Here is a 19,421-nt window from a genome sequence, read left to right on the forward strand (position 1 = left end):
GTGGGGCGGAACAAGTCTGCATTGACATACTGTCTGATGGTATACCATATTACGGCAACTGGAATCAGACAGGAAAGACCCGCCCATGCCCGCCGAAATCCGCAAGACGCTGCTGCATGTCGAAGAGACCCTGATCGAGGGCGGCAAGGCAGCTGAGCAGCCGCTGAAGATGATTGCCGCGGTGGCGGTGATCAAAAACCCCTGGGCCGGGCAGGGCTTTGTCGAGGACCTGCGCCCGGAGATCCATGACTGCGCGCCGGGGCTGGGCGAGAAGCTGACCGCGATGATCCTGGAGGCCGCAGGCGGCGGCGACAAGGTGGAGGGCTACGGCAAATCCGCCATCGTCGGCGTCAATGGCGAGGTGGAGCATGCCTCCGCCCTGATCCACACGCTGCGCTTCGGCAACCATTTCCGCGAGGCGGTGGGGGCGAAATCCTACCTCGCCTTCACCAACACCCGCGGGCCGGCCAATGCGCCCCTGCAGATCCCGCTGATGGACAAGAACGACGGCGGGCGGCGCAGCCATTACCTGACCATCCAGCTGTCGGTGGCCGATGCGCCGGGCCCGGATGAGATCGTGATTGCGCTTGGCGCCTCGATCGGCGGGCGGCCGCATCACCGCATCGGCGACCGCTATCAGGACCTGAAGGAACTGGGTCATGACGTCGACAACCCTGCAGCTGTCTGAGCCTTACGGGCCCGTCACCTGCCAGCGGGCAGGGCGCGGCGATCCGGTGGTGCTGATCCACGGGGTCGGCATGCAGTCGGCGGCCTGGGCGCCGCAGATCGAGGCGCTGGCCCTGACCCATCAGGTGATTGCGCTGGACATGCCCGGCCACGGCGGCAGTGCGCCGCTGCCGGAAGGCGCGGAGCTGCCGGATTACGTGGCTTGGCTGCATGAGGTGCTGCGGACGCTGGACCTGGGGCCGGTTGCGCTGGCGGGTCATTCCATGGGCGCGCTGATTGCTGGCGGCTATGCTGTCAGCCACCCGCAGAACGTCTCCCGCGTGGCGCTGCTGAACGGGGTGTTCCTTCGCTCGGATGAGGCGCGGCAGGCCGTAGAGGCGCGCGCTGCGGAAATCCGCGCGGGCAGCTTTGATCTGGAAACGCCGCTCACCCGCTGGTTCGGCAGCAGCGATGCCGACCGGCAAGCGCGGGCGCAGGTGGCCGAATGGCTGTCGGCTGTGAACCTTGACGGCTACGCCGCCGCCTATACCGCCTTTGCCCGCGGCGACAGCACCTATGCGGACGGGTTCGGCGGCATCCCTTGCCCGCTGCTGGCGCTGACCGGCGACGGCGATCCGAATTCGACGCCCGACATGGCGCATGCGATGGCCGCCGCTGCTCCACAGGGCCGGGCGGTTGTCATTGAGGGCCACCGGCATATGGTCAACCTGACCGCCCCCGCAGAGGTCAACGCCGCCCTGCGGGACTGGCTGAATACAGAGGAGGAGCCGGAATGAGCGATATCGACCCGCGCGCCTTGCGCAACGCCTTTGGCACCTTCATGACCGGCGTCACCGTGGTGACGGCGCATGATCCGGACGGCAAGCCCATCGGCTTTACCGCCAACTCCTTTACCTCCGTCTCGCTGGACCCGCCGCTGGTGCTGGTGTGCCTTGCCAATTCCTCCAGCAACTATGCGGCCTTCGAACAAGCCGCGGGCTTTGCCATCAACGTGCTGGCGGAAGACCAGAAAGACGTTTCCAACACCTTCGCCCGGCCCGTTGAGGACCGCTTTGCCGCCGTCACCTGGCAGAAGGGGCCGCAGGGGAGCCCGGTGTTCGACGGCGTCTCCGCCTGGTTCGACTGCTCAATGCACAACCGGGTTGAGGCCGGCGACCACCTGATCCTGATCGGTCGGGTGGAGGCGTTTGAGACCTCGCCCGCGCCGGGCCTGGGATATGCCCGCGGTGCTTATGTGACCGCCGCAGCCGAGGCCGAGGCCCTCAGCCAGGGCGCCAAGCTGATCGTCTCGGCATTGATTGAGCATGAGGGCAAGGTGCTTCTGCTCGGCAACGATCAGGGCAAGCTGACACTGCCGGAAATCCGGGTCGGCAAGGAGGGGGCCTCAGCCGCCCTCGCCAAGCTGATTGCGGACACCGGGGTCGAGGCCGAGCCGGGGTTCATCTACTCCGTCTATGAAGACAAAGCGCGCGAACATCAGCACATCTCGTTCCTGTGCCAATCCGCCGGCGGCACACCGGCCAAGGGCGTTTTCACACCGCTGACCCAATCCACGCTGATGGACATTGCCGATGCGGCGATGTGCACCATGCTGGAACGGTTCGCGAGTGAAAGCCGGATGGGCAATTTCGGGGTGTATTATGGCAATCAGACCACCGGGCAGGTCCGCCCAGTGGCGACAGGGAGCAAGAGCGCATGAAATTTTCCCTCTTTGCGCATATGGAGCGGATTTCCGAGGCCGACGATCAGAAGCAGCTTTATGACGAGTTCATCCAGCTGTGCAAAATCGCAGATGACGGCGGCATGCACGCGGTCTGGACCGGCGAACACCACGGGATGAATTTCACCATCTCGCCGAACCCGTTCCTGAACCTGATCGACGTGGCGCGGCACACCAAGAACGTGCGGCTGGGCACCGGCACGGTGATTGCGCCGTTCTGGCATCCGATCCGGCTGGCGGGCGAGGCGGCGATGACCGACATCATCACCGAGGGCCGCCTGGACCTGGGCATCGCCCGCGGCGCCTATTCCTTCGAATACGAACGCATGATGCCCGGTATGGACGCCTGGGAGGCAGGCCAGCGGATGCGGGAGCTGATCCCGGCGGTGCAGGGCCTGTGGCAGGGCGACTACGCGCAGGAGGGGGAGTTCCATTCCTTCCCCAAGACGACGTCCTCACCGAAGCCGCTGCAGCAAAACGGCCCGCCGATCTGGGTGGCCGCGCGCGATCCCAACAGCCATGAGTTCGCGGTGGCCAATGGCTGCAACGTGCAGGTGACGCCACTGTGGAAAGGCGATGAGGAGATTGCCGACCTGATGGGCAAGTTCAACGCCGCCTGTGAGAAACACAGCGACGTGCCGCGGCCCAAGATCATGCTGCTGCAGCACACTTATGTGGCCGACAGCGCCGCGGATGTGAAACGCGGGGCAGAGGAGCTCAATCGCTTCTACTGCTATTTCGGGGCCTGGTTCATGAACCAGCGCGAGATCAGCCAGGGCCTGATCGACCCGCTGTCTGACGAGGAAATCGCCGCGCATCCGTTCTATTCGCCCGAGGCGATGGAGCGCGATCTGGTGATCGGCGAACCGGCGGCGGTGATCGAGCGGCTGAAGAAATACGAGGCCCTGGGCTATGATGAATACTCGTTCTGGATCGACTCCAGCATGAGTTTCGAGCGCAAGAAAGCCTCGCTTGAGCGGTTCATTACCGACGTGATGCCCGCATTTCAGTAAGGGAGAGGGCTGATGCAGTCTTTCCAGCAGTATATCGGCGGCGTCTTTGAGAACGCGGGCGCAACCTTCGAAAGCCTCGATCCGGCCACCGGCGCGCCTTGGGCGCAGATGCCCTCGGCCTCCGTGGCGGATGTGGACCGGGCGGTTCGGGCGGCGGAGGCTGCATTCTTCTCCCCTGACTGGGCCGGGATGACCGCCACCCAGCGCGGCAAGCTCTTGATGCGGCTGGCCGATCTGGTGGCGGAAAACGCACCAAATCTGGCGGAGCTGGAAACCCGCGACACTGGCAAGATCATCCGCGAGACCTCGGCCCAGATCGCCTATGTGGCGGAATACTACCGCTATTACGCTGGCCTCGCCGACAAGATCGAAGGCGCGCATCTGCCGATCGACAAGCCCGACATGGAAGTCTGGCTGCGGCGCGAGCCGGTGGGGGTGGTGGCCGCCATCGTGCCATGGAATTCGCAGCTGTTCCTGTCCGCTGTCAAAATCGGCCCGGCGCTGGCGGCGGGCTGCACGGTGGTGCTGAAAGCCTCCGAAGAAGGCCCGGCGCCAATGCTGGAATTTGCCCGGATCTTTGATCAGGCGGGCTTCCCGCCCGGTGTGCTGAACGTGATCACCGGCGGGCCGGAGGCAGGCGCGGCGCTGACCAGCCACGCATCCGTGGCCCATGTCGCCTTCACCGGCGGGCCGGAGACGGCGCGCCATATCGTGCGCAACTCGGCGGAAAACCTCGCCTCCACTTCGCTGGAACTGGGCGGCAAGTCGCCCTTCATCGTGTTTGACGACGCCGATCTGGAAAGCGCGGTGAACGCGCAGGTCTCGGGGATTTTCGCGGCGACCGGGCAAAGCTGTGTCGCAGGCTCGCGGCTGGTGATCCAGAAGGGCATCAAGGATGCTTTTCTTGCGCGGCTGAAAGAGAAAGCCGAAGCGGTGGTGATCGGCGCGCCGGATGACATGGCGACCGAAGTGGGGCCGCTCTGCACCCTGAAACAGCGCGACCATGCGGTGCGGCTGATCGAGGCGTCGGTGCAGGCGGGGGCCAAGCTGGTCACCGGCGGCACCGTGCCGGAAGGGGAGGGCTTCTATTTCCCGCCCACGGTGCTGGACTGCTCGGACGCGCCGGAGGCACCCTGCCTCTCGAATGAGTTCTTCGGGCCTGTGCTGTCGGTGGTCGATTTCGAGACCGAGGCAGAGGCCATGGAGATTGCCAACAATACCGCCTTCGGGCTGGCGTCCGGCGTGTTCACCCAGAACCTCACCCGCGCGCACCGGATGATCCGGGGCATCCGCGCGGGCATCGTCTGGGTCAACACCTACCGCGCGGTCAGCCCGATTGCGCCCTTTGGCGGCCACGGCTTGTCTGGCCACGGCCGTGAGGGCGGCCTGCAGGCGGCGCTGGATTACACCAAGGTCAAGGCGGTGTGGCTGCGCACCAGCGACGAGCCGATCCCGGATCCCTTTGTGATGCGCTAACCCTCCTCGCGCCGGTATCCCATGCAAGGCGCAGACTGAGCCGCTCTGCCTCCCGCATGGCAGGGCGGCTTTTCTTTTGCCGGCGGACTTCCGGCAAGCTCGTGCAATTAAAAAGAAAAACCCTGCTTAGCCCCACGCGAACCAGAGGTAAGCCATAGATTTCTTTTTCCTGACCCGGGGGTGTGGAATTCCTGTTGAGGAAGCGCGGCAGTCGTTCAGCCCGCGCTGCAGTGTCAGGAGAGGGTTTGGAAATGGCGATAGAGAAGATTGACACGCTGGTTGTTGGTGCGGGCCAGGCGGGCGTCGCCATGAGCGAGCATCTGACCAGCAACGGCGTGCCGCATCTGGTGCTGGAAAAGAACCGCATCGCCGAGGCTTGGCGGACGGGCCGCTGGGACTCGCTGGTGGCCAACGGCCCGGCCTGGCACGACCGCTTTCCCAACCTGGAATTCACCGGCACCGATCCGGAGGCCTTTGCCGGCAAGGACCGGGTGGCGGAATACTTTGCCGAATATGCCGAGCGCATCGAGGCGCCAATCCGCACCGGGGTCGAGGTTCTGAAGGCCGAGCGCGTCAATGGCAGCGGCGGGTTCCGGGTCGAAACCTCGGACGGGGTGATCGAGGCGCAGCGCATCGTTGCCGCAACCGGCGCCTTCCAGCACCCGGTGATTCCGCCGGTGGTGCCGCAGGGGGCCAGCGTCAATCAGCTGCACTCCTTCCATTACCGCAATCCCGATCAGCTGGCTGAGGGCGCGGTGCTGGTGGTGGGCGCGGGGTCTTCCGGCGCGCAGATTGCCGATGAGCTGAACCGCGCGGGCCGCAAGGTCTATCTGTCGGTCGGCCCGCACGACCGCCCGCCGCGGATGTACCGGGGCCGCGACTTTGTCTGGTGGCTGGGCGTTCTGGGCCTGTGGGACCAGGCGGCGCAGGAGCCGGGCAAGGAGCATGTGACGATCTCTGTCAGCGGCGCCTATGGCGGCCAGACCATGGATTTCCGCCGGTTGGCAGGCGAGGGCGTGACCCTGCTGGGGCTGACCGAGTCCTATGACAATGGCACCGTGAAATTTGCAGGCGACCTGCAGGAAAACATTGCCAATGGCGACGCCGATTACCTGAAGATGCTGGATCTGGCCGACGCCTATGTCGCCCGCACCGGTATAGACCTGCCGGAGGAGCCGGAGGCGCGCAAGGCCTTCCCGGATCCGGAGAGCCTGACCCATCCGATCCGGGAACTGGATCTGGAGAAGGAAGGCATCACCACCATCCTCTGGGCCACCGGCTTCCGCCAGGACTTCACTTGGATGAAGGTGAATGCCTTTGACGCCCAGGGCCGCCCGCAGCACCAGCGCGGCGTGTCGGCTGAGCCGGGGATCTACTTCCTGGGCCTGCCCTGGCAGTCGCGGCGCGGATCGACCTTCATCTGGGGGGTCTGGCATGATGCCAAGCATGTGGCCGACCAGATCGCCATCCAGCGCGACTATGAAGCCTACCGCGGCCCCGCCGAACGCCGCGCGGATCAGATCTGAGTGCTGGCTTAGCCGCAGCCGAAGCAAGGGGTAGCCATAAGATGCTTTGGCTGTCCCGCGGCGCGTGAGAGTTTTTCCGGCAAACGCAATGTCCGGCCGGCCCCGTCACATCAGGAGGATTTCATGGCCCATACCCGCATCCGCAAGTTCAACACCTCGGACACTTACCCGGAACAGAACCTGGACAACGACCTGTGCCAGGCGGTGGTGACCCAAGGCGGCAAGACCGTTTACCTGCGCGGCCAGTGCCCGCAGAACCTGGATGACGCGAAGAATATCGAGAGCCACGATCCGGTGGAGCAGACCCACAAGGTGATGCAGAACATCCAGCAGCTGATCGAGGAGTGCGGCGGCTCGATGGAGCACCTGGTCAAGGTGGTGGTCTATATCACCGACGTGCGCCACCGCGAGGCGGTCTACCGCACCATGGGCGAATACATCAAAGGCGTGCATCCCGTCTCCACCGGCCTGGTGGTGCAGGCGTTGGCGCGGCCCGAGTGGCTGGTGGAGATCGACGGCACGGCGGTTATTCCGGACTGATCCGGAAGCGTGGAGGGGGCTGTCCGCCCCCTCTTGAGCCTGCGGCTCAATTCACCCCCGAGGATATTTTCAGCCAGATGAAGAACGGATCCGTCTCCAGTGGCTGGTGAGGAGGAGAGACGATGACATTTTCGCTTGTGGCGCGCTGCGCGGAAACCGGCATGTTCGGGGTGGCGATTTCGTCCTCCTCGCCCGCGGTGGCAGCGCGCTGTTCCTATGCCCGCGCGGGCGTTGGCGCGGTGGCGAGCCAGAATGTGACCGACCCCAGCCTGGGCCCCTTGGCGCTGGACCTGATGGAGCAGGGCATGACCGCTGCCGCCGCGGTGGCCAAGGTGCGGGAGACCGGCCGCTTCATCGAATACCGGCAGGTGCTGGCGGTGGACAGCATTGGCGGCACCGCCATTCACTCGGGACCGAACTCCCTGGGCATCTGGACCCAGGCGGAAGGCCAGGATGTGGCCTCGGGCGGCAACCTGTTGGCCAATGACGGGGTGTGCCAGGCGATCGTGGACGGGTTTCAGGCGGCGGAGGGCCATCTTGGCGACCGGCTGATTGCTGCAATGCGCGCCGGGCTGGCTGCGGGCGGCGAGGCCGGGCCGGTGCATTCGGCGGGCATGAAAATCGTCGACAAGGTGAGCTGGCCGGTGGCCGATCTGCGCTGCGATTGGACCGAGGACTGCCCGATCGAGGCGGTCGCCACCGCCTGGGACATCTACAAGCCGCAGCTGGACGCCTATGTTCAGCGCGCGCTCGACCCGCGCGAGGCGCCGTCCTACGGCGTGCCGGGCGACGAATAATCAGGGGAGAGACCATGCTGGACTATTCATATGACGACTGGAAAACCCGCGCTGCGGCTCTCTCGTTCCGCGGCCAGGCTTTTATTGACGGCGAATTCACGGATGCGGCCTCGGGGAAGACCTTTGCCAGCGTGAACCCGGCAACGGGTGAGGTGCTGGCGCAAGTCGCCGAATGCGATGAGGAAGACGTGAACCGCGCAGTGGCCGCCGGGCGGCGGGCCTTTGAGGACGGGCGCTGGTCGCGGATGGCGCCGGGGGACCGCAAGGCAGTGATGCTGAAGCTGGCCGAGCTGATCCGCGCCAATCTGGAGGAGATGGCGCTGCTGGATTCCCTGGACATGGGCAAGCTGGTGACCGATGCGGCCACCATCGACGCGCCCGGTTCCGCCCATTTCTTCCAGTGGTATGCCGAGGCCATCGACAAGGTTTATGACGAAGTGGCGCCAACCGGGCCGGGCGATCTGGCGCTGGTCTCCCGCGTGCCCTTGGGCGTCGTGGGGGCGGTGACGCCCTGGAATTTCCCGCTCGACATGGCGACCTGGAAGGCGGCGGCAGCGCTGGCGGCGGGCAACTCCGTGGTGCTGAAACCGGCGGAGCAGTCGCCGCTGTCTGCCCTGCGCTTGGCGGAGCTGGCGGCAGAGGCCGGGGTGCCGGATGGGGTCTTCAACGTGGTGCCGGGCTATGGCGCCACCGCGGGCAAGGCGCTGGGGCTGCATATGGATGTGGACTGCCTCGCCTTCACCGGCTCCACCGCCATCGGCAAGATGTTCATGCAGTATTCAGGGCAGTCGAACCTGAAACAGGTCTGGCCCGAGACCGGCGGCAAGAGCCCGAACCTGGTGTTTGCGGATTGCGAGGATCTGGATGCGGCTGCGGACATGGCTGCCTTTGGCATCTTCTTCAATCAGGGCGAGGTCTGTTCTGCCAACTCGCGGCTTTACGTGGAGCGTTCGATCAAGGACGCCTTTGTCGAGAAGCTGATTGCCCGGGCCGAGGCAACGAAGCCGGGCGACCCGCTGGATCCGGCCTCGAAAATGGGCGCCATCGTGGATGAGAAGCAGACCGAGGGCATCATGCGCTTTGTCGAAGCGGGCAAGGCGTCGGCAAACCTGGTTGCGGGCGGCGCGCGCGTCACAGTGGATGGCAAGGGCTGTTTTGTGCAGCCGACGATTTTTGATGACGTGAGCCACGACAACCCGCTGGCGCGGGACGAGATTTTCGGCCCCGTCCTGTCGGTGATCCCCTTTGACAGCGAGGAGGAGGCCGTCGCCATGGCCAACGACTCGATTTATGGCCTGGCAGCCTCGGTCTGGACCGATAACCTCAGCCGCGCCTGCCGGGTGGCGGACAAGCTGCATGTGGGCACGGTGTCGGTCAACACGGTGGATGCGCTGTCGGCGCAGACGCCCTTCGGGGGCATGAAGCAGTCCGGCTTCGGGCGCGACCTGTCCTTGCACAGCCTGGAAAAATATACCGCGCTGAAAACCACTTGGATTAAGTACCGGGCTTGATAAGCCCGGTCCCGCTCCGGCATAGTTGCTGACATGCCTTTGCGTTTCACCCTGCGCCAGCTGGAATACTTCGTCGCCGTCGGCGAGGCCGGGTCCATTGCCCTGGCCTCGGAGAAGGTGAACGTGTCCTCGCCGTCGATTTCGGCGGCGGTATCTCAGCTGGAAAACGAATTCGGCCTGCAGCTGTTCGTGCGCAAGCATGCGCAAGGATTGTCACTGACCCAGGCCGGGCATCAGTTCATGGATCAGGCGCGCGCGGTTCTCTATGAGGCCGGCGCGCTCAGCCGCCTGGCTGACAATATCTCGGGCTTTGTGCAGGGGCCATTGTCGGTGGGGTGCCTGCTGACCTTTGCCCAGCTGATCGTGCCGGGTCTGCGCCGCCAGTTCGAGGCGCTCTATCCCGCGGTGACCATCAGCCAGCTGGAACGTGACCAGGCCGGGCTGATCGACCTGATCCGCCAGGCGCGGATCGACGTGGCACTGACCTATGATCTGAACATCCCTGCAGATCTGACCTTCAACGCGCTGGCAGAGCTGCCGCCCTATGCGCTGCTGAGCGAGGACCACCCGCTGGCGGACCGCGAGCGCGTCACGGTGGAGGAGCTGGCCCAGCATCCGATGGTGCTGCTGGACCTGCCGCTGAGCGCCGAATACTTCCTGTCGTTTTTTGAGGATGCCGGCGCTGCCCCGCAGATCGCCGAGCGCACCCGCGACATGGCGGTGATGCGGGGGCTAGTGGCGAACGGGTTCGGCTATTCCATCGCCAATATCCGCCCGGTGACGGACATGGCGCCGGACGGGCGCAAGCTGAAGTTTGTGCCGATCGAGGGCAAACTCAGGCCGATGCGGATGGGGCTGCTGACCGCCGAAGGCGCTGAGAACGTGCTGACGGTCAAGACCTTCATCAGCTACTGCCAGGAGCGTATTACTGACGGCACCGTGCCGGGGATCCGCATCGGGGACGGCAGCAGAGCTTAGGCGGCGGCTAATCAATGCTTCCGCAAGCGCAACTTTCGCCTTTGGCCTGGTCCTGTACCCTTTGAGTGCTCTTGCACCGAAGGAGATGGAAATTGCGCGATCCCCGCTATGATATTTTGTTCGAGCCGATGAAGATTGGCCCGCTCACCGCCAAAAACCGCTTTTATCAGGTGCCCCACTGCAACGGCGGCGGCTATCGTGACCCCTCTGCCGCGGCAGCGATGCGGGGCATCAAGGCCGAAGGCGGCTGGGGGGTGATCTTCACCGAACAGTGCGAGATGCATCACACTTCGGAAATCACCCCCTTCATCGAACTGCGCCTGTGGGAGGACAAGGATATCCCGCAGCTGCGCCGGATGTCGGAGAAGATGAAGACCCACGGTGCGCTGGCCGGGATCCAGCTGGCCTATTCCGGGATCAACGGCCCGAACCTCTATACCAAGGAGGTGCCGCTGGCGCCCTCCGCCCTGCCGATCCGCACCTTTACCAATGACCCGGTGCAGGCCCGCGCGCTCGACAAGCAGGACATCAAGGACCTGCGCCGCTGGTTCGTGAATGCGGCGAAACGGTCCAAGGAAGCCGGGTTCGACCTGATCTGCCTCTACGGTGCGCATGGGTTCGGCATCTTCCAGCACTTCCTGAGCCGCGCCACCAACCAGCGGTCGGATGAATACGGCGGCAGCCTGGAGAACCGGGCGCGCTTCAGCCAGGAAGTCATCGCGGACATGCGCGATGCGGTGGGCGATACCATGGCGATCACCCTGCGGGTGTCGCTGGACGAAACCATCGGCGAACTCGGTTTCTCCAACGCCGAGGTGCGCGACTATATCGAGATGAACAAGGACCTGCCGGACCTCTGGGACCTGGCGCAGGGCACGTGGGAGGATTGCTCCGGCCCGTCGCGGTTCAAGGAGGAAGCCGCGCAGGAACAGCTGGTGCGCGGCATTCATGAGCTGACCGACAAGCCCATAGTTGGTGTTGGCCGTTTCACCAGCCCGGACGTGATGGCCAAGATGGTGAAATCCGGCACGCTGGACTTCATCGGCTGCGCGCGGCCGTCGATTGCCGATCCCTTCCTGCCCAAGAAGATCGAGGAAGGCCGCATCGAGGACATCCGCGAATGCATCGGCTGCAACATCTGCATCACCGGCGACATGACCATGTCGATCAGCCGCTGCACCCAGAACCCGACCTTCATGGAGGAGTGGCGCAAAGGCTGGCATCCGGAGAAGATGAACACCAAGGGCGCAAGCTCCAACGTGCTGGTGGTGGGCTCCGGCCCTGCCGGTCTGGAGGCAGCCTGGGCGCTCTGCCGCCGCGGCTATGACGTGGCGGTGGCCGAGGCCAAGGACGTGATCGGCGGACGCGTCACCCGCGAGCGCCAGCTGCCGGGGCTGAACGCCTGGGGCCGGGTCGTGGATTACCGCGACTACCAGCTGAGCCAGCGCCCGAACGTGGAGATCTACCGCGAAAGCCCTCTGGATGCGGACAGCATCCTGGAATTCGGCTTCGAAAATGTCTGTATCGCCACCGGTTCCACCTGGCGCCGTGACGGGGTTTCCCGCCAGCACGTGGTGCCGATGCCGATCGCCGAGGGCGCCAAGGTCTATACTCCCGACGACCTGATGGACGGCACCATCCCCGAAGGCCGCGTGGTGGTTTATGACGACGACCACTATTACATGGGCGGGGTTCTGGCCGAGCTTTTGGCCTCCAAGGGCGCGCAGGTGACGCTGGTCACGCCGTCGGCCTATGTCAGCGACTGGACCAACAACACGCTGGAGCAGGTGGCCATCCACCCGCGCCTGGTCGAGGCCGGGGTGGAAATCGTGCTCAATCAGGGCATTACCGAAATCCACGCCGGTCACGTGGTCAGCAACTGCACCTATACGGACCGCACCTGGAATATCGAGGCGGACGCGGTGGTGATGGTCGCCTCGCGCATCGGCAACGATGCCCTTTATGAAAACCTCCTCACCCGCCAGGCGGAATGGCTGGACGCAGGCATCAAATCGGTCAAACTGATAGGTGATGCGAACGCGCCGGGGCCGATTGCGTGGGCTACTTACGCAGGCCACCGCTATGCGCGGGAGCTGGACGGGCCGGACATCGGCGATGCGCTGCCGTTCCGCCGCGAGATCACCGAGCTGGCCGCAGAGTGAGGAGAAAGGTGATGAGTGACGCAATTTACAAGACGGTCGACGTGGTGGGCAGCTCCACCAGCAGCGTCGAGGATGCGGTGAGCGGGGCGATTGCCCGGGCCGCCAAGACCATCGACCACATCAGCTGGTTCGAAGTGGGCGAGATCCGCGGCCATGTCGAGGACGGCAAGGTCGCCCACTACCAGGTCGGCCTCAAGATCGGGTTCCGGCTTGACTGACCTTGCCAGGACGCTGGAGATCCTGGAGCGGCTGACCGGATTTGACACGGTCAGCCGCAACTCCAACCTGGATCTGGCCGCCTATGCGGAGGGCGTCCTGGCCGGGCATGGCTTTGCGGTGACGCGTATTCCGTCGCCGGATGGTTCGAAAACGGGGCTTTATGCCGAAAAAGGCCCGGCGGGGCCGGGGGTTCTGTTGTCGGCGCATACAGATGTGGTGCCGGTGGACGGGCAGCCCTGGACCCGCGACCCCTTCCGCCTGACCCGCGAAGGCGAGCGCGTCTATGGCCGCGGCACCACCGACATGAAGGGCTATGTGGCCAGTGTTCTTGCACTGGCCGGCCGGGCGGCAAATGCTGACCTGAAAGAGCCGCTGAAAATCACTCTGTCATATGACGAGGAAATCGGCTGCGTTGGCATTCAAGAGATGCTGGAGCGTCTGGCGCCGCTGACCGGCAGCCCGCGCGCCTGTTTCGTGGGGGAGCCGACGGAAATGCAGGTGGCCACCGGCCACAAGGGCAAGGCTGCCCTGCGCGCCATCTGCCACGGCCAGAGCGGTCATTCGGCCCTTGCGCCGGAGTTCACCAACGCATTGCACCTGGCGGCGGACTTCCTGACGGAACTGCGCGCGCTGCAGGCGGATTTCGCCGCCAACGGCGCGCGGGATGCGGCCTATGACGTGCCCTATACCACTGTGCACGCGGGCAAAATGTCTGGCGGCACCGCGCTCAATATCGTGCCGGACCGGGCTGAGCTGACGTTTGAATACCGCCATCTGGCCGCCGACCGGGCCGAAGACATTCTGGCCCGGATCAACGCCGCAGCGGAAATGGTCAGCGCCCGCTACCCGGCGCCGGAGGCGCGCATCGGGGTGGAGCAGTTCAACGCCTACCCCGGTCTCGACGTGCCGCCGGACAGCCCCGTCGTGGCCTATGCCCGGAAACTCGCCCGCAGCAACCGCTCCACCAAGGTGGCTTTTGGCACCGAGGCGGGGTTCTTTGCCCAGCTCGGCATTCCCACCGTGGTTTGCGGCCCCGGCTCGATGGCGGGGCAGGGGCACAAGCCGGACGAGTATCTGGAGCTGAGCCAGCTGGCCGCCTGCGATGCGATGATGGACCGGATCCTGGAAGACCTGACCGGCTGAGGCCGGAGCTTAACGCTCCGGCCCCTTCAGCATGGCTGCAGCCGTTAAAATTTGCTCGGTTTTGTCAGCTGACAATTTCCCGGATTCCGCCAGCACCTCGCGGATGCTGCGGCCGCTGGCCAGGGCTTCCTTGGCGATCTTTGCGGCAGCGTCATAGCCAAGATGCGGGGCCAATGCCGTGGCCAGCACCAGGCTGTTGTCCAAGAGCGCGGCGCAACGGTCCTCGTTGGCGGTGATCCCCTTCACGCATTTCTCTGTCAGGACTTCGATGGCATTCTTCAGAATGCGGATGGATTCCAGCAGGTTATAGGCCACCACCGGCTCCATCGCGTTCAGCTGCAACTGCCCGGCCTCGGCGGCCATGGTGATGGTCAGGTCATTGCCGATCACCTGGTAGCAGACCTGATTGACCACCTCCGGGATCACCGGGTTGACTTTGCCCGGCATGATCGACGACCCCGCCTGCACCGCCGGCAGGGTGATCTCGCCAATCCCCGCGCGCGGGCCGGAGGACAACAGCCGCAGATCGTTGCAGATCTTCGACAGCTTCACCGCCACCCGCTTCAAGACACCGGAATAGGTGACAAAGGCGCCGAGGTCGGAGGACGCCTCGATTAGGTGGCTCGCCTGGGTCAGCTCAAACCCCGACAGCTCCGACAGGCAGCGCAGCGCCAGCGGCGCATAGCCGGGCTCCGCGTTGACGCAGGTGCCGATGGCGGTGCCGCCCAGGTTCACTTCGGTCAGCAGCCGGCTGACATCGCGCAGCCGGTCGATATCCTCTCCCACGGTCACCGCAAAGGAGGCGAATTCCATCCCCAGCGACATCGGCACCGCATCCTGCAGCTGGGTGCGGCCCACTTTGGCGATGCCGTCGAAGGCCCGGCCGCGTTCGTCAAAGGCTTGCTGCACCCTGTGCAGCGCCTCGCACAGCGGCGCGGTGCTGGCCAGAACCGCCAGCCGGATGGCGGTGGGGTAGACATCATTGGTGGACTGGCCGTGGTTCACGTCGTCATTGGGGTGCAAATGCGCGTAATCGCCGGGGCGGTGCCCCATCTGCATCAGGGCCAGGTTGGCGATCACCTCATTGGCGTTCATGTTGGTGGAGGTGCCGGCCCCTCCCTGGATCATATCCACGCTGAAATGTTCATGGTGCTGCCCGGCGATGATCTCCGCGCAGGCCGCGGTGATCGCGGCGGCCTTGTCCTGCGACAGCCCGCCGGTTTCCGCATTGGCGCGTGCGGCGGCGGATTTCACCATCGCCAGGGCCCGCACCAGCGCCGGAAAATGCGATAGCGGCACACCGGTGATCGGGAAGTTCTGCCGCGCGCGCTCTGTCTGGATGCCGTGCAGGCTGTCTGCGGGCAGGTCCACCTGCCCGATCGTGTCTCGTTCCGCGCGGGTGCCGTGCATTGTCTCACCGTTCTGCTGTTGGGATTGCCGCCTCCAGCTTAGCAGCAGCGGCGCGCGGGCCAAAGACGCGGTTTCCGCGGCAAGGCTTAGGGGCAGGCAAAGCTGGCGCGGAGCTTCCCCGAGACCAGGTAAGCTATTGATTCTGTGTGGTTATCAAAGATTAGGCAAAGACTAACATTTGCTGAGGGAGTCAATTCTTAATGCAGCCCCCGGGCCTTCCTATGCTGGATCAAACGAAACGCTGCAGACGGGGAGGCGCAAGTGCCCGGCAATAAGACAGATGCGATTGATGTGCGCAATGCGGTCAAACGCTATGGGGATTTCACCGCCCTCAAGCGCATTTCGCTGACCATCAAGGACAATGAGTTTTTCACCCTGCTGGGGCCCTCGGGCTGCGGCAAGACCACGCTGCTCAGGATGATCGCGGGTTTCGAGGATGTGACCGAGGGCGAGATCCTGCTGTTCGGCGACGAGATCGAAAGCCTGCCGCCGCACCAGCGGCCGGTGAACACGGTGTTCCAGAACTATGCGCTGTTCCCGCATATGACGATCCTGGACAACGTGGCCTTTGGCCTGGAGATGCGCGGCAAGTCCAAATCCGCCGCCCGCAAGCGTGCGGGCGAGATGCTGGAGCTGGTCCAGCTGTCGCAATTCGCTGCCCGCAAGCCGTCCCAGCTCTCAGGCGGCCAGCAGCAGCGTGTGGCGCTGGCGCGTGCGCTGGCGCCACAGCCTAAAGTCCTGCTTCTGGACGAGCCGCTGTCGGCGCTGGACCTGAAGCTGCGCAAAGCCATGCAGCTGGAGCTGAAGCACCTGCAGCGGGAAACCGGGATTACCTTCATCTTCGTCACCCACGACCAGGAAGAAGCGCTGACCATGTCCGACCGCATCGCGGTGATGTCGGCGGGGGAGATGCAGCAGCTGGGCACCCCGACCGAAATCTATGAACAGCCGCGCAACATGTTCGTGGCGGATTTCATCGGGGAGACCAACCTGTTGGAGGTCTCGGTCGATCAAGTGATGAATGGCCGCGCGGTCTGCCACCTGGGCGGCGGCCATGCGCTGACCTGCAATTCGGTGGACGGCATCGGCGCAGGCGCCAAGGTGCATATGTCGGTGCGGCCTGAACGCCTGTTCATGTCCGACGTGCCGGTGGAGGCCGAGAGCCTCAAGGGCCGGGTCGCCGAGAACATCTTTGTCGGCACCGACATCAGCACGCTGGTGGATCTGGCCGAGGGGCCGCAGTTCATCGTGCGCACCTCCAATTCCGACCGCGGCAACAAGCGGATCTTTGAGCCGGGCAGCGAGATTTTCGTCAACATGGAGCTGGGGGCCGGGCGCCTCCTGATGGACTGATGGCAGCAGGCGCAGCAAGCGGCGGCTCGGCCCGCGCAGATACATACAAGGACGCCCGCGGCTGGCTGCTGCTGCCGTCCTGGGCGGTGCTCGGCATCTTTGTGCTGGGTCCCGTCTGCATGATGCTGATCTATTCCTTCCTGACCAAGGAGTTCCGCGGCGGGGTGATCTGGGAACCTTCACTCGCGGCTTACGATCAGTTCTTCTTTGACCGCGGGCTGTTCGGGGATGAGCCGCCGAAGCTCGAGTGGACCTATATCACCATCTTCTGGCGTTCGATCTGGCAGGCCGGGGCGGCGACGCTGCTCAGCCTTCTGATCGGCTTCCCCACCGCCTATTTCATCGCCACACGGCCGGAAAACGTGCGGCCCGTCTGGGTGTTCCTGATCACCATCCCCTATTGGGTGAATCTGCTGATCCGCACCGTCAGCATGAAATTCCTGCTGCGCGATCAGGGGCCGCTGAATGACTTCCTGATCGGCACCGGCCTGATCGACTCCCCCATCCATATCGTCAACACCAACTTTGCGGTGCAGCTGGGGCTGTTCTACTCCTACCTGCCGTTCATGGTGCTGCCGATTTATGCCGCGGTGGAGCGCTACAACTTCTCGCTCAGCGAAGCTGCTGCGGATCTTTATGCCACCAAATGGACCACCCTGCGCCGCATCGTGCTGCCGACGGTGAAACCGGGCGTGGTGGCGGGCTGCATCCTGGTGTTTGTGCCGTCGATGGGCTCCTTCCTGGCGCCGGATCTGCTGGGCGGGGCCAAGAACTTCATGATCGGCTCGCTGATCGAGGAGCAGTTCAAGGGCAACGCGGGCAACTGGCCCTTTGGCGCAGCGGCTTCGATGATCCTGCTGACCATGGTGCTGATCATCCTGATGTTCTCCGCCCGCCAGCAGGCCAAAGCAGACAAGGCAGGGGAATGAGCCATGGCGCATGTGAATGAAAATATCAAAGCCTACAAAGGCTTCCGCTCGGTCACCCTGTTGTGCCTGGTGGTGCTGTACGCCCCCCTGGTGATCGTCACCATCTACAGCTTCAACGCCTCCGCTTCGATCACCAACTGGGAAGGTCTGTCATTCCGCTGGTACGCGGACGTGTTCACCGGACCGGAAAGCGCCAAGTTCAAGAGTGCGGCCTTCAACAGCTTCACGATCGCCATCATGGCGGCCACCGCCAGCACGATGATTGCCACATTGGCAGCCACCGCCATGGTGCGCGGCGGCCAGTTCAAGATGCGCACAGTGTCCTTTGGCCTGATCTCGCTGCCGCTGATGGTGCCGGAGATCGTGACCGCAGTGGCCACGCTGATCTTCTTCAACGCCATCGGCTTCACCCGCGGCTACCTGACCATCCTGGTCGCCCATATCGCCTTCTGCATCCCCTTTGCCTATCTGCCGATCTCGGCCCGGATGCAGGGGATCGAGGACAGCTTCGAGCAGGCGGCGATGGACCTTTACGCCACCCGGCGGCAGGCCTTCACCAAGATCCTGATGCCGCTGATGGCGCCGGGCATCATCTCCGGCTTTCTCTTGGCCTTTATCGTCTCGCTGGACGATTTCATCATCACCAATTTCGTCAAGGGCGCGGGCGTCGAGACCCTGCCCACCGCGATCTTCGGTTCGGTCAAGCAGGGCATCAAACCCAACATCATGGCGATCTCGACCATGCTGCTGAGCGTCTCGGTGGTGATGGTCACCATCAGCTACTTCGTCAGCAAATCCGACAGCAATAAATGATCCAAAACGGGAGGAACCTCATGAAAACCCTGCTGAAATCCAGCGCCGCCGCGCTCGCGCTGAGCCTGGCTGCCAATGCCGCCGCCGCCGAGGGCAAGCTGGTGCTGTACCACTGGTTCGAATACATGCCGCAGGAGCTTTTGGAGAAGTTCACCGCGGAGACCGGCATCAAAGTGACGATGGACACCTATGACTCCAATGAATCCATGCTGGCGACGCTGAAGGCGGGCGGCATGGGCACCTATGACCTGGCGGTGCCGGGCGATTACATGGTCAAGATCATGGCCGGAGAGGGCCTCTTGGACACCATCGGCGACGGTGAGCTGGCCAACAAGGGCAACATCGCGCCGGAATGGGCCGATCCCGGCTTCGATCCGGGCCGGGCGCATTCCATTCCCTACCAGTGGGGCTCGACCGCCTTTGCGGTGAACCGTGATGCCTATGGCGGCGATATCCTGACCACCGGCATCCTGTTCGAGCCGCCGGCAGAGCTGTCGGGCAAGATCAACGTGCTGGACAGCCAGGGCGAGATGATGGCGCTCGGGTCGCTGCATCTGGGCATCCCGCAGTGCGCCACCGACCGCGAGCAGCTGAAGGCGCTGAATGCGATGCTGCAGGGGGCCAAGCAGCATTGGGCCTCGTTCAACTCCGACACTGCCAAGGAGGTGCTGGTCTCCGGCGATGCCGCCGCGGGCATGATCTATGATGGTTTTGCCGCCAAGGCGCGCGCCGAAGGGGCCAATGTGGAATACGCCTTCCCCAAGGAGGGTTATGTGGTCTGGATGGACAATGTGGTGCTGCTGAAAGACGCGCCGAACCGGGAGAACGCGCTGAAATTCATGGATTTCCTGCTGCAGCCCGAGAATATCGCCGCAGTCACCAACTATGCCCAGTACAACGCAGGCGTGGCTGGGGCCGAGGCCTATCTGGACGCGGACCTGGCCGCCTTGCCGGAGCGCAATCCGCCTGCAGAGGCGGGCGAGGGCGTGTTCATCGAGGTCTGCGATCAGCAGACCCAGGCGGTTTACGACCAGATTTGGACCAATCTCAAGAAGTGACCGCGGAAGGGGGGGGGGGGGGGGGGGGGGGGGGGGGGGGGGGGGGGGGGGGGGGGGGGGGGGGGGGGGGGGGGGGGGGGGGGGGG

General features: G+C 64.4%; 18 protein-coding genes. 17 read left to right on the forward strand and 1 reads right to left on the reverse strand.

Translation table 11 applies throughout. From position 1 onward, the window contains the following. Positions 1-85: 85 nt before the first annotated feature. From ACFMBG_RS12100 to argE, 13 genes are all read left to right on the forward strand, one after another. Positions 86-688, forward strand: coding sequence for an amino acid synthesis family protein (locus ACFMBG_RS12100; RefSeq protein ID WP_421054956.1), 603 nt, complete (start codon positions 86-88; stop codon positions 686-688). Next, positions 660-1,463 carry an alpha/beta fold hydrolase gene (locus ACFMBG_RS12105; RefSeq protein WP_421054957.1) on the forward strand — a complete coding sequence of 268 codons (804 nt, stop codon included), beginning with the start codon at positions 660-662 and terminating at the stop codon, positions 1,461-1,463. Before ACFMBG_RS12100 ends, ACFMBG_RS12105 begins: the two co-directional genes overlap by 29 nt. After that, positions 1,460-2,386: a flavin reductase gene (locus tag ACFMBG_RS12110; RefSeq protein WP_421054958.1), complete on the forward strand. Its 927-nt coding sequence runs from the start codon at positions 1,460-1,462 to the stop codon at positions 2,384-2,386. Before ACFMBG_RS12105 ends, ACFMBG_RS12110 begins: the two co-directional genes overlap by 4 nt. Beyond that, the gene (locus ACFMBG_RS12115) at positions 2,383-3,420 is read left to right on the forward strand and encodes an LLM class flavin-dependent oxidoreductase (RefSeq protein ID WP_421054959.1); all 1,038 of its coding nucleotides are present in this window, start codon (positions 2,383-2,385) and stop codon (positions 3,418-3,420) included. The genes ACFMBG_RS12110 and ACFMBG_RS12115 overlap by 4 nt, the downstream gene beginning before the upstream one ends. Positions 3,421-3,432: 12 nt before the next feature. Further along, positions 3,433-4,896 (forward strand): aldehyde dehydrogenase, encoded by a 1,464-nt coding sequence (locus ACFMBG_RS12120; RefSeq protein ID WP_421054960.1) that lies wholly within the window; start codon positions 3,433-3,435, stop codon positions 4,894-4,896. Between the two features lie 251 nt (positions 4,897-5,147). Beyond that, complete coding sequence (locus tag ACFMBG_RS12125) at positions 5,148-6,422, forward strand: flavin-containing monooxygenase (protein WP_421054961.1); 1,275 nt, start codon at positions 5,148-5,150, stop codon at positions 6,420-6,422. Positions 6,423-6,545: 123 nt separating this feature from the next. Further along, positions 6,546-6,962: a RidA family protein gene (locus ACFMBG_RS12130; protein WP_421054962.1), complete on the forward strand. Its 417-nt coding sequence runs from the start codon at positions 6,546-6,548 to the stop codon at positions 6,960-6,962. A 122-nt stretch (positions 6,963-7,084) separates the two neighbouring features. Then, the gene (locus ACFMBG_RS12135) at positions 7,085-7,759 is read left to right on the forward strand and encodes a DUF1028 domain-containing protein (protein ID WP_421054963.1); all 675 of its coding nucleotides are present in this window, start codon (positions 7,085-7,087) and stop codon (positions 7,757-7,759) included. Positions 7,760-7,773: 14 nt separating this feature from the next. Continuing rightward, the gene (locus ACFMBG_RS12140; protein WP_421054964.1) at positions 7,774-9,270 is read left to right on the forward strand and encodes an aldehyde dehydrogenase; all 1,497 of its coding nucleotides are present in this window, start codon (positions 7,774-7,776) and stop codon (positions 9,268-9,270) included. Positions 9,271-9,303: 33 nt separating this feature from the next. After that, complete coding sequence (locus ACFMBG_RS12145) at positions 9,304-10,248, forward strand: LysR family transcriptional regulator (RefSeq protein ID WP_421054965.1); 945 nt, start codon at positions 9,304-9,306, stop codon at positions 10,246-10,248. Between the two features lie 92 nt (positions 10,249-10,340). Continuing rightward, positions 10,341-12,410 (forward strand): oxidoreductase, encoded by a 2,070-nt coding sequence (locus ACFMBG_RS12150; RefSeq protein WP_421054966.1) that lies wholly within the window; start codon positions 10,341-10,343, stop codon positions 12,408-12,410. 11 nt (positions 12,411-12,421) lie between these two features. Beyond that, on the forward strand, positions 12,422-12,628 hold the full coding sequence (locus ACFMBG_RS12155) for a dodecin (RefSeq protein WP_421054967.1): 207 nt from the start codon (positions 12,422-12,424) through the stop codon (positions 12,626-12,628). Further along, on the forward strand, positions 12,621-13,772 hold the full coding sequence (argE, locus tag ACFMBG_RS12160; protein WP_421054968.1) for an acetylornithine deacetylase: 1,152 nt from the start codon (positions 12,621-12,623) through the stop codon (positions 13,770-13,772). The genes ACFMBG_RS12155 and argE overlap by 8 nt, the downstream gene beginning before the upstream one ends. 9 nt (positions 13,773-13,781) lie before the next feature. Here argE and ACFMBG_RS12165 read toward each other — a convergent pair whose 3' ends face one another. After that, the gene (locus ACFMBG_RS12165) at positions 13,782-15,182 is read right to left on the reverse strand and encodes an aspartate ammonia-lyase (protein ID WP_421054969.1); all 1,401 of its coding nucleotides are present in this window, start codon (positions 15,180-15,182) and stop codon (positions 13,782-13,784) included. A gap of 261 nt (positions 15,183-15,443) precedes the next feature. On the opposite strand from ACFMBG_RS12165, the gene ACFMBG_RS12170 reads away from it, so the two are divergent. From ACFMBG_RS12170 to ACFMBG_RS12185, 4 genes are read left to right on the forward strand one after another with little or no spacing between them, the layout of a single operon-like run. Beyond that, positions 15,444-16,535 (forward strand): ABC transporter ATP-binding protein, encoded by a 1,092-nt coding sequence (locus ACFMBG_RS12170; RefSeq protein ID WP_421054970.1) that lies wholly within the window; start codon positions 15,444-15,446, stop codon positions 16,533-16,535. After that, positions 16,535-17,464 (forward strand): ABC transporter permease, encoded by a 930-nt coding sequence (locus ACFMBG_RS12175; RefSeq protein ID WP_421054971.1) that lies wholly within the window; start codon positions 16,535-16,537, stop codon positions 17,462-17,464. The genes ACFMBG_RS12170 and ACFMBG_RS12175 overlap by 1 nt, the downstream gene beginning before the upstream one ends. A gap of 3 nt (positions 17,465-17,467) precedes the next feature. After that, on the forward strand, positions 17,468-18,277 hold the full coding sequence (locus ACFMBG_RS12180) for an ABC transporter permease (RefSeq protein WP_421054972.1): 810 nt from the start codon (positions 17,468-17,470) through the stop codon (positions 18,275-18,277). A gap of 20 nt (positions 18,278-18,297) precedes the next feature. Further along, on the forward strand, positions 18,298-19,335 hold the full coding sequence (locus ACFMBG_RS12185) for an extracellular solute-binding protein (RefSeq protein WP_421054973.1): 1,038 nt from the start codon (positions 18,298-18,300) through the stop codon (positions 19,333-19,335). Positions 19,336-19,421 lie beyond the last annotated feature (86 nt).

Origin of the sequence: Leisingera coralii (assembly GCF_049056525.1) — a bacterium.
GTDB classification, from domain to species: domain Bacteria; phylum Pseudomonadota; class Alphaproteobacteria; order Rhodobacterales; family Rhodobacteraceae; genus Leisingera; species Leisingera coralii.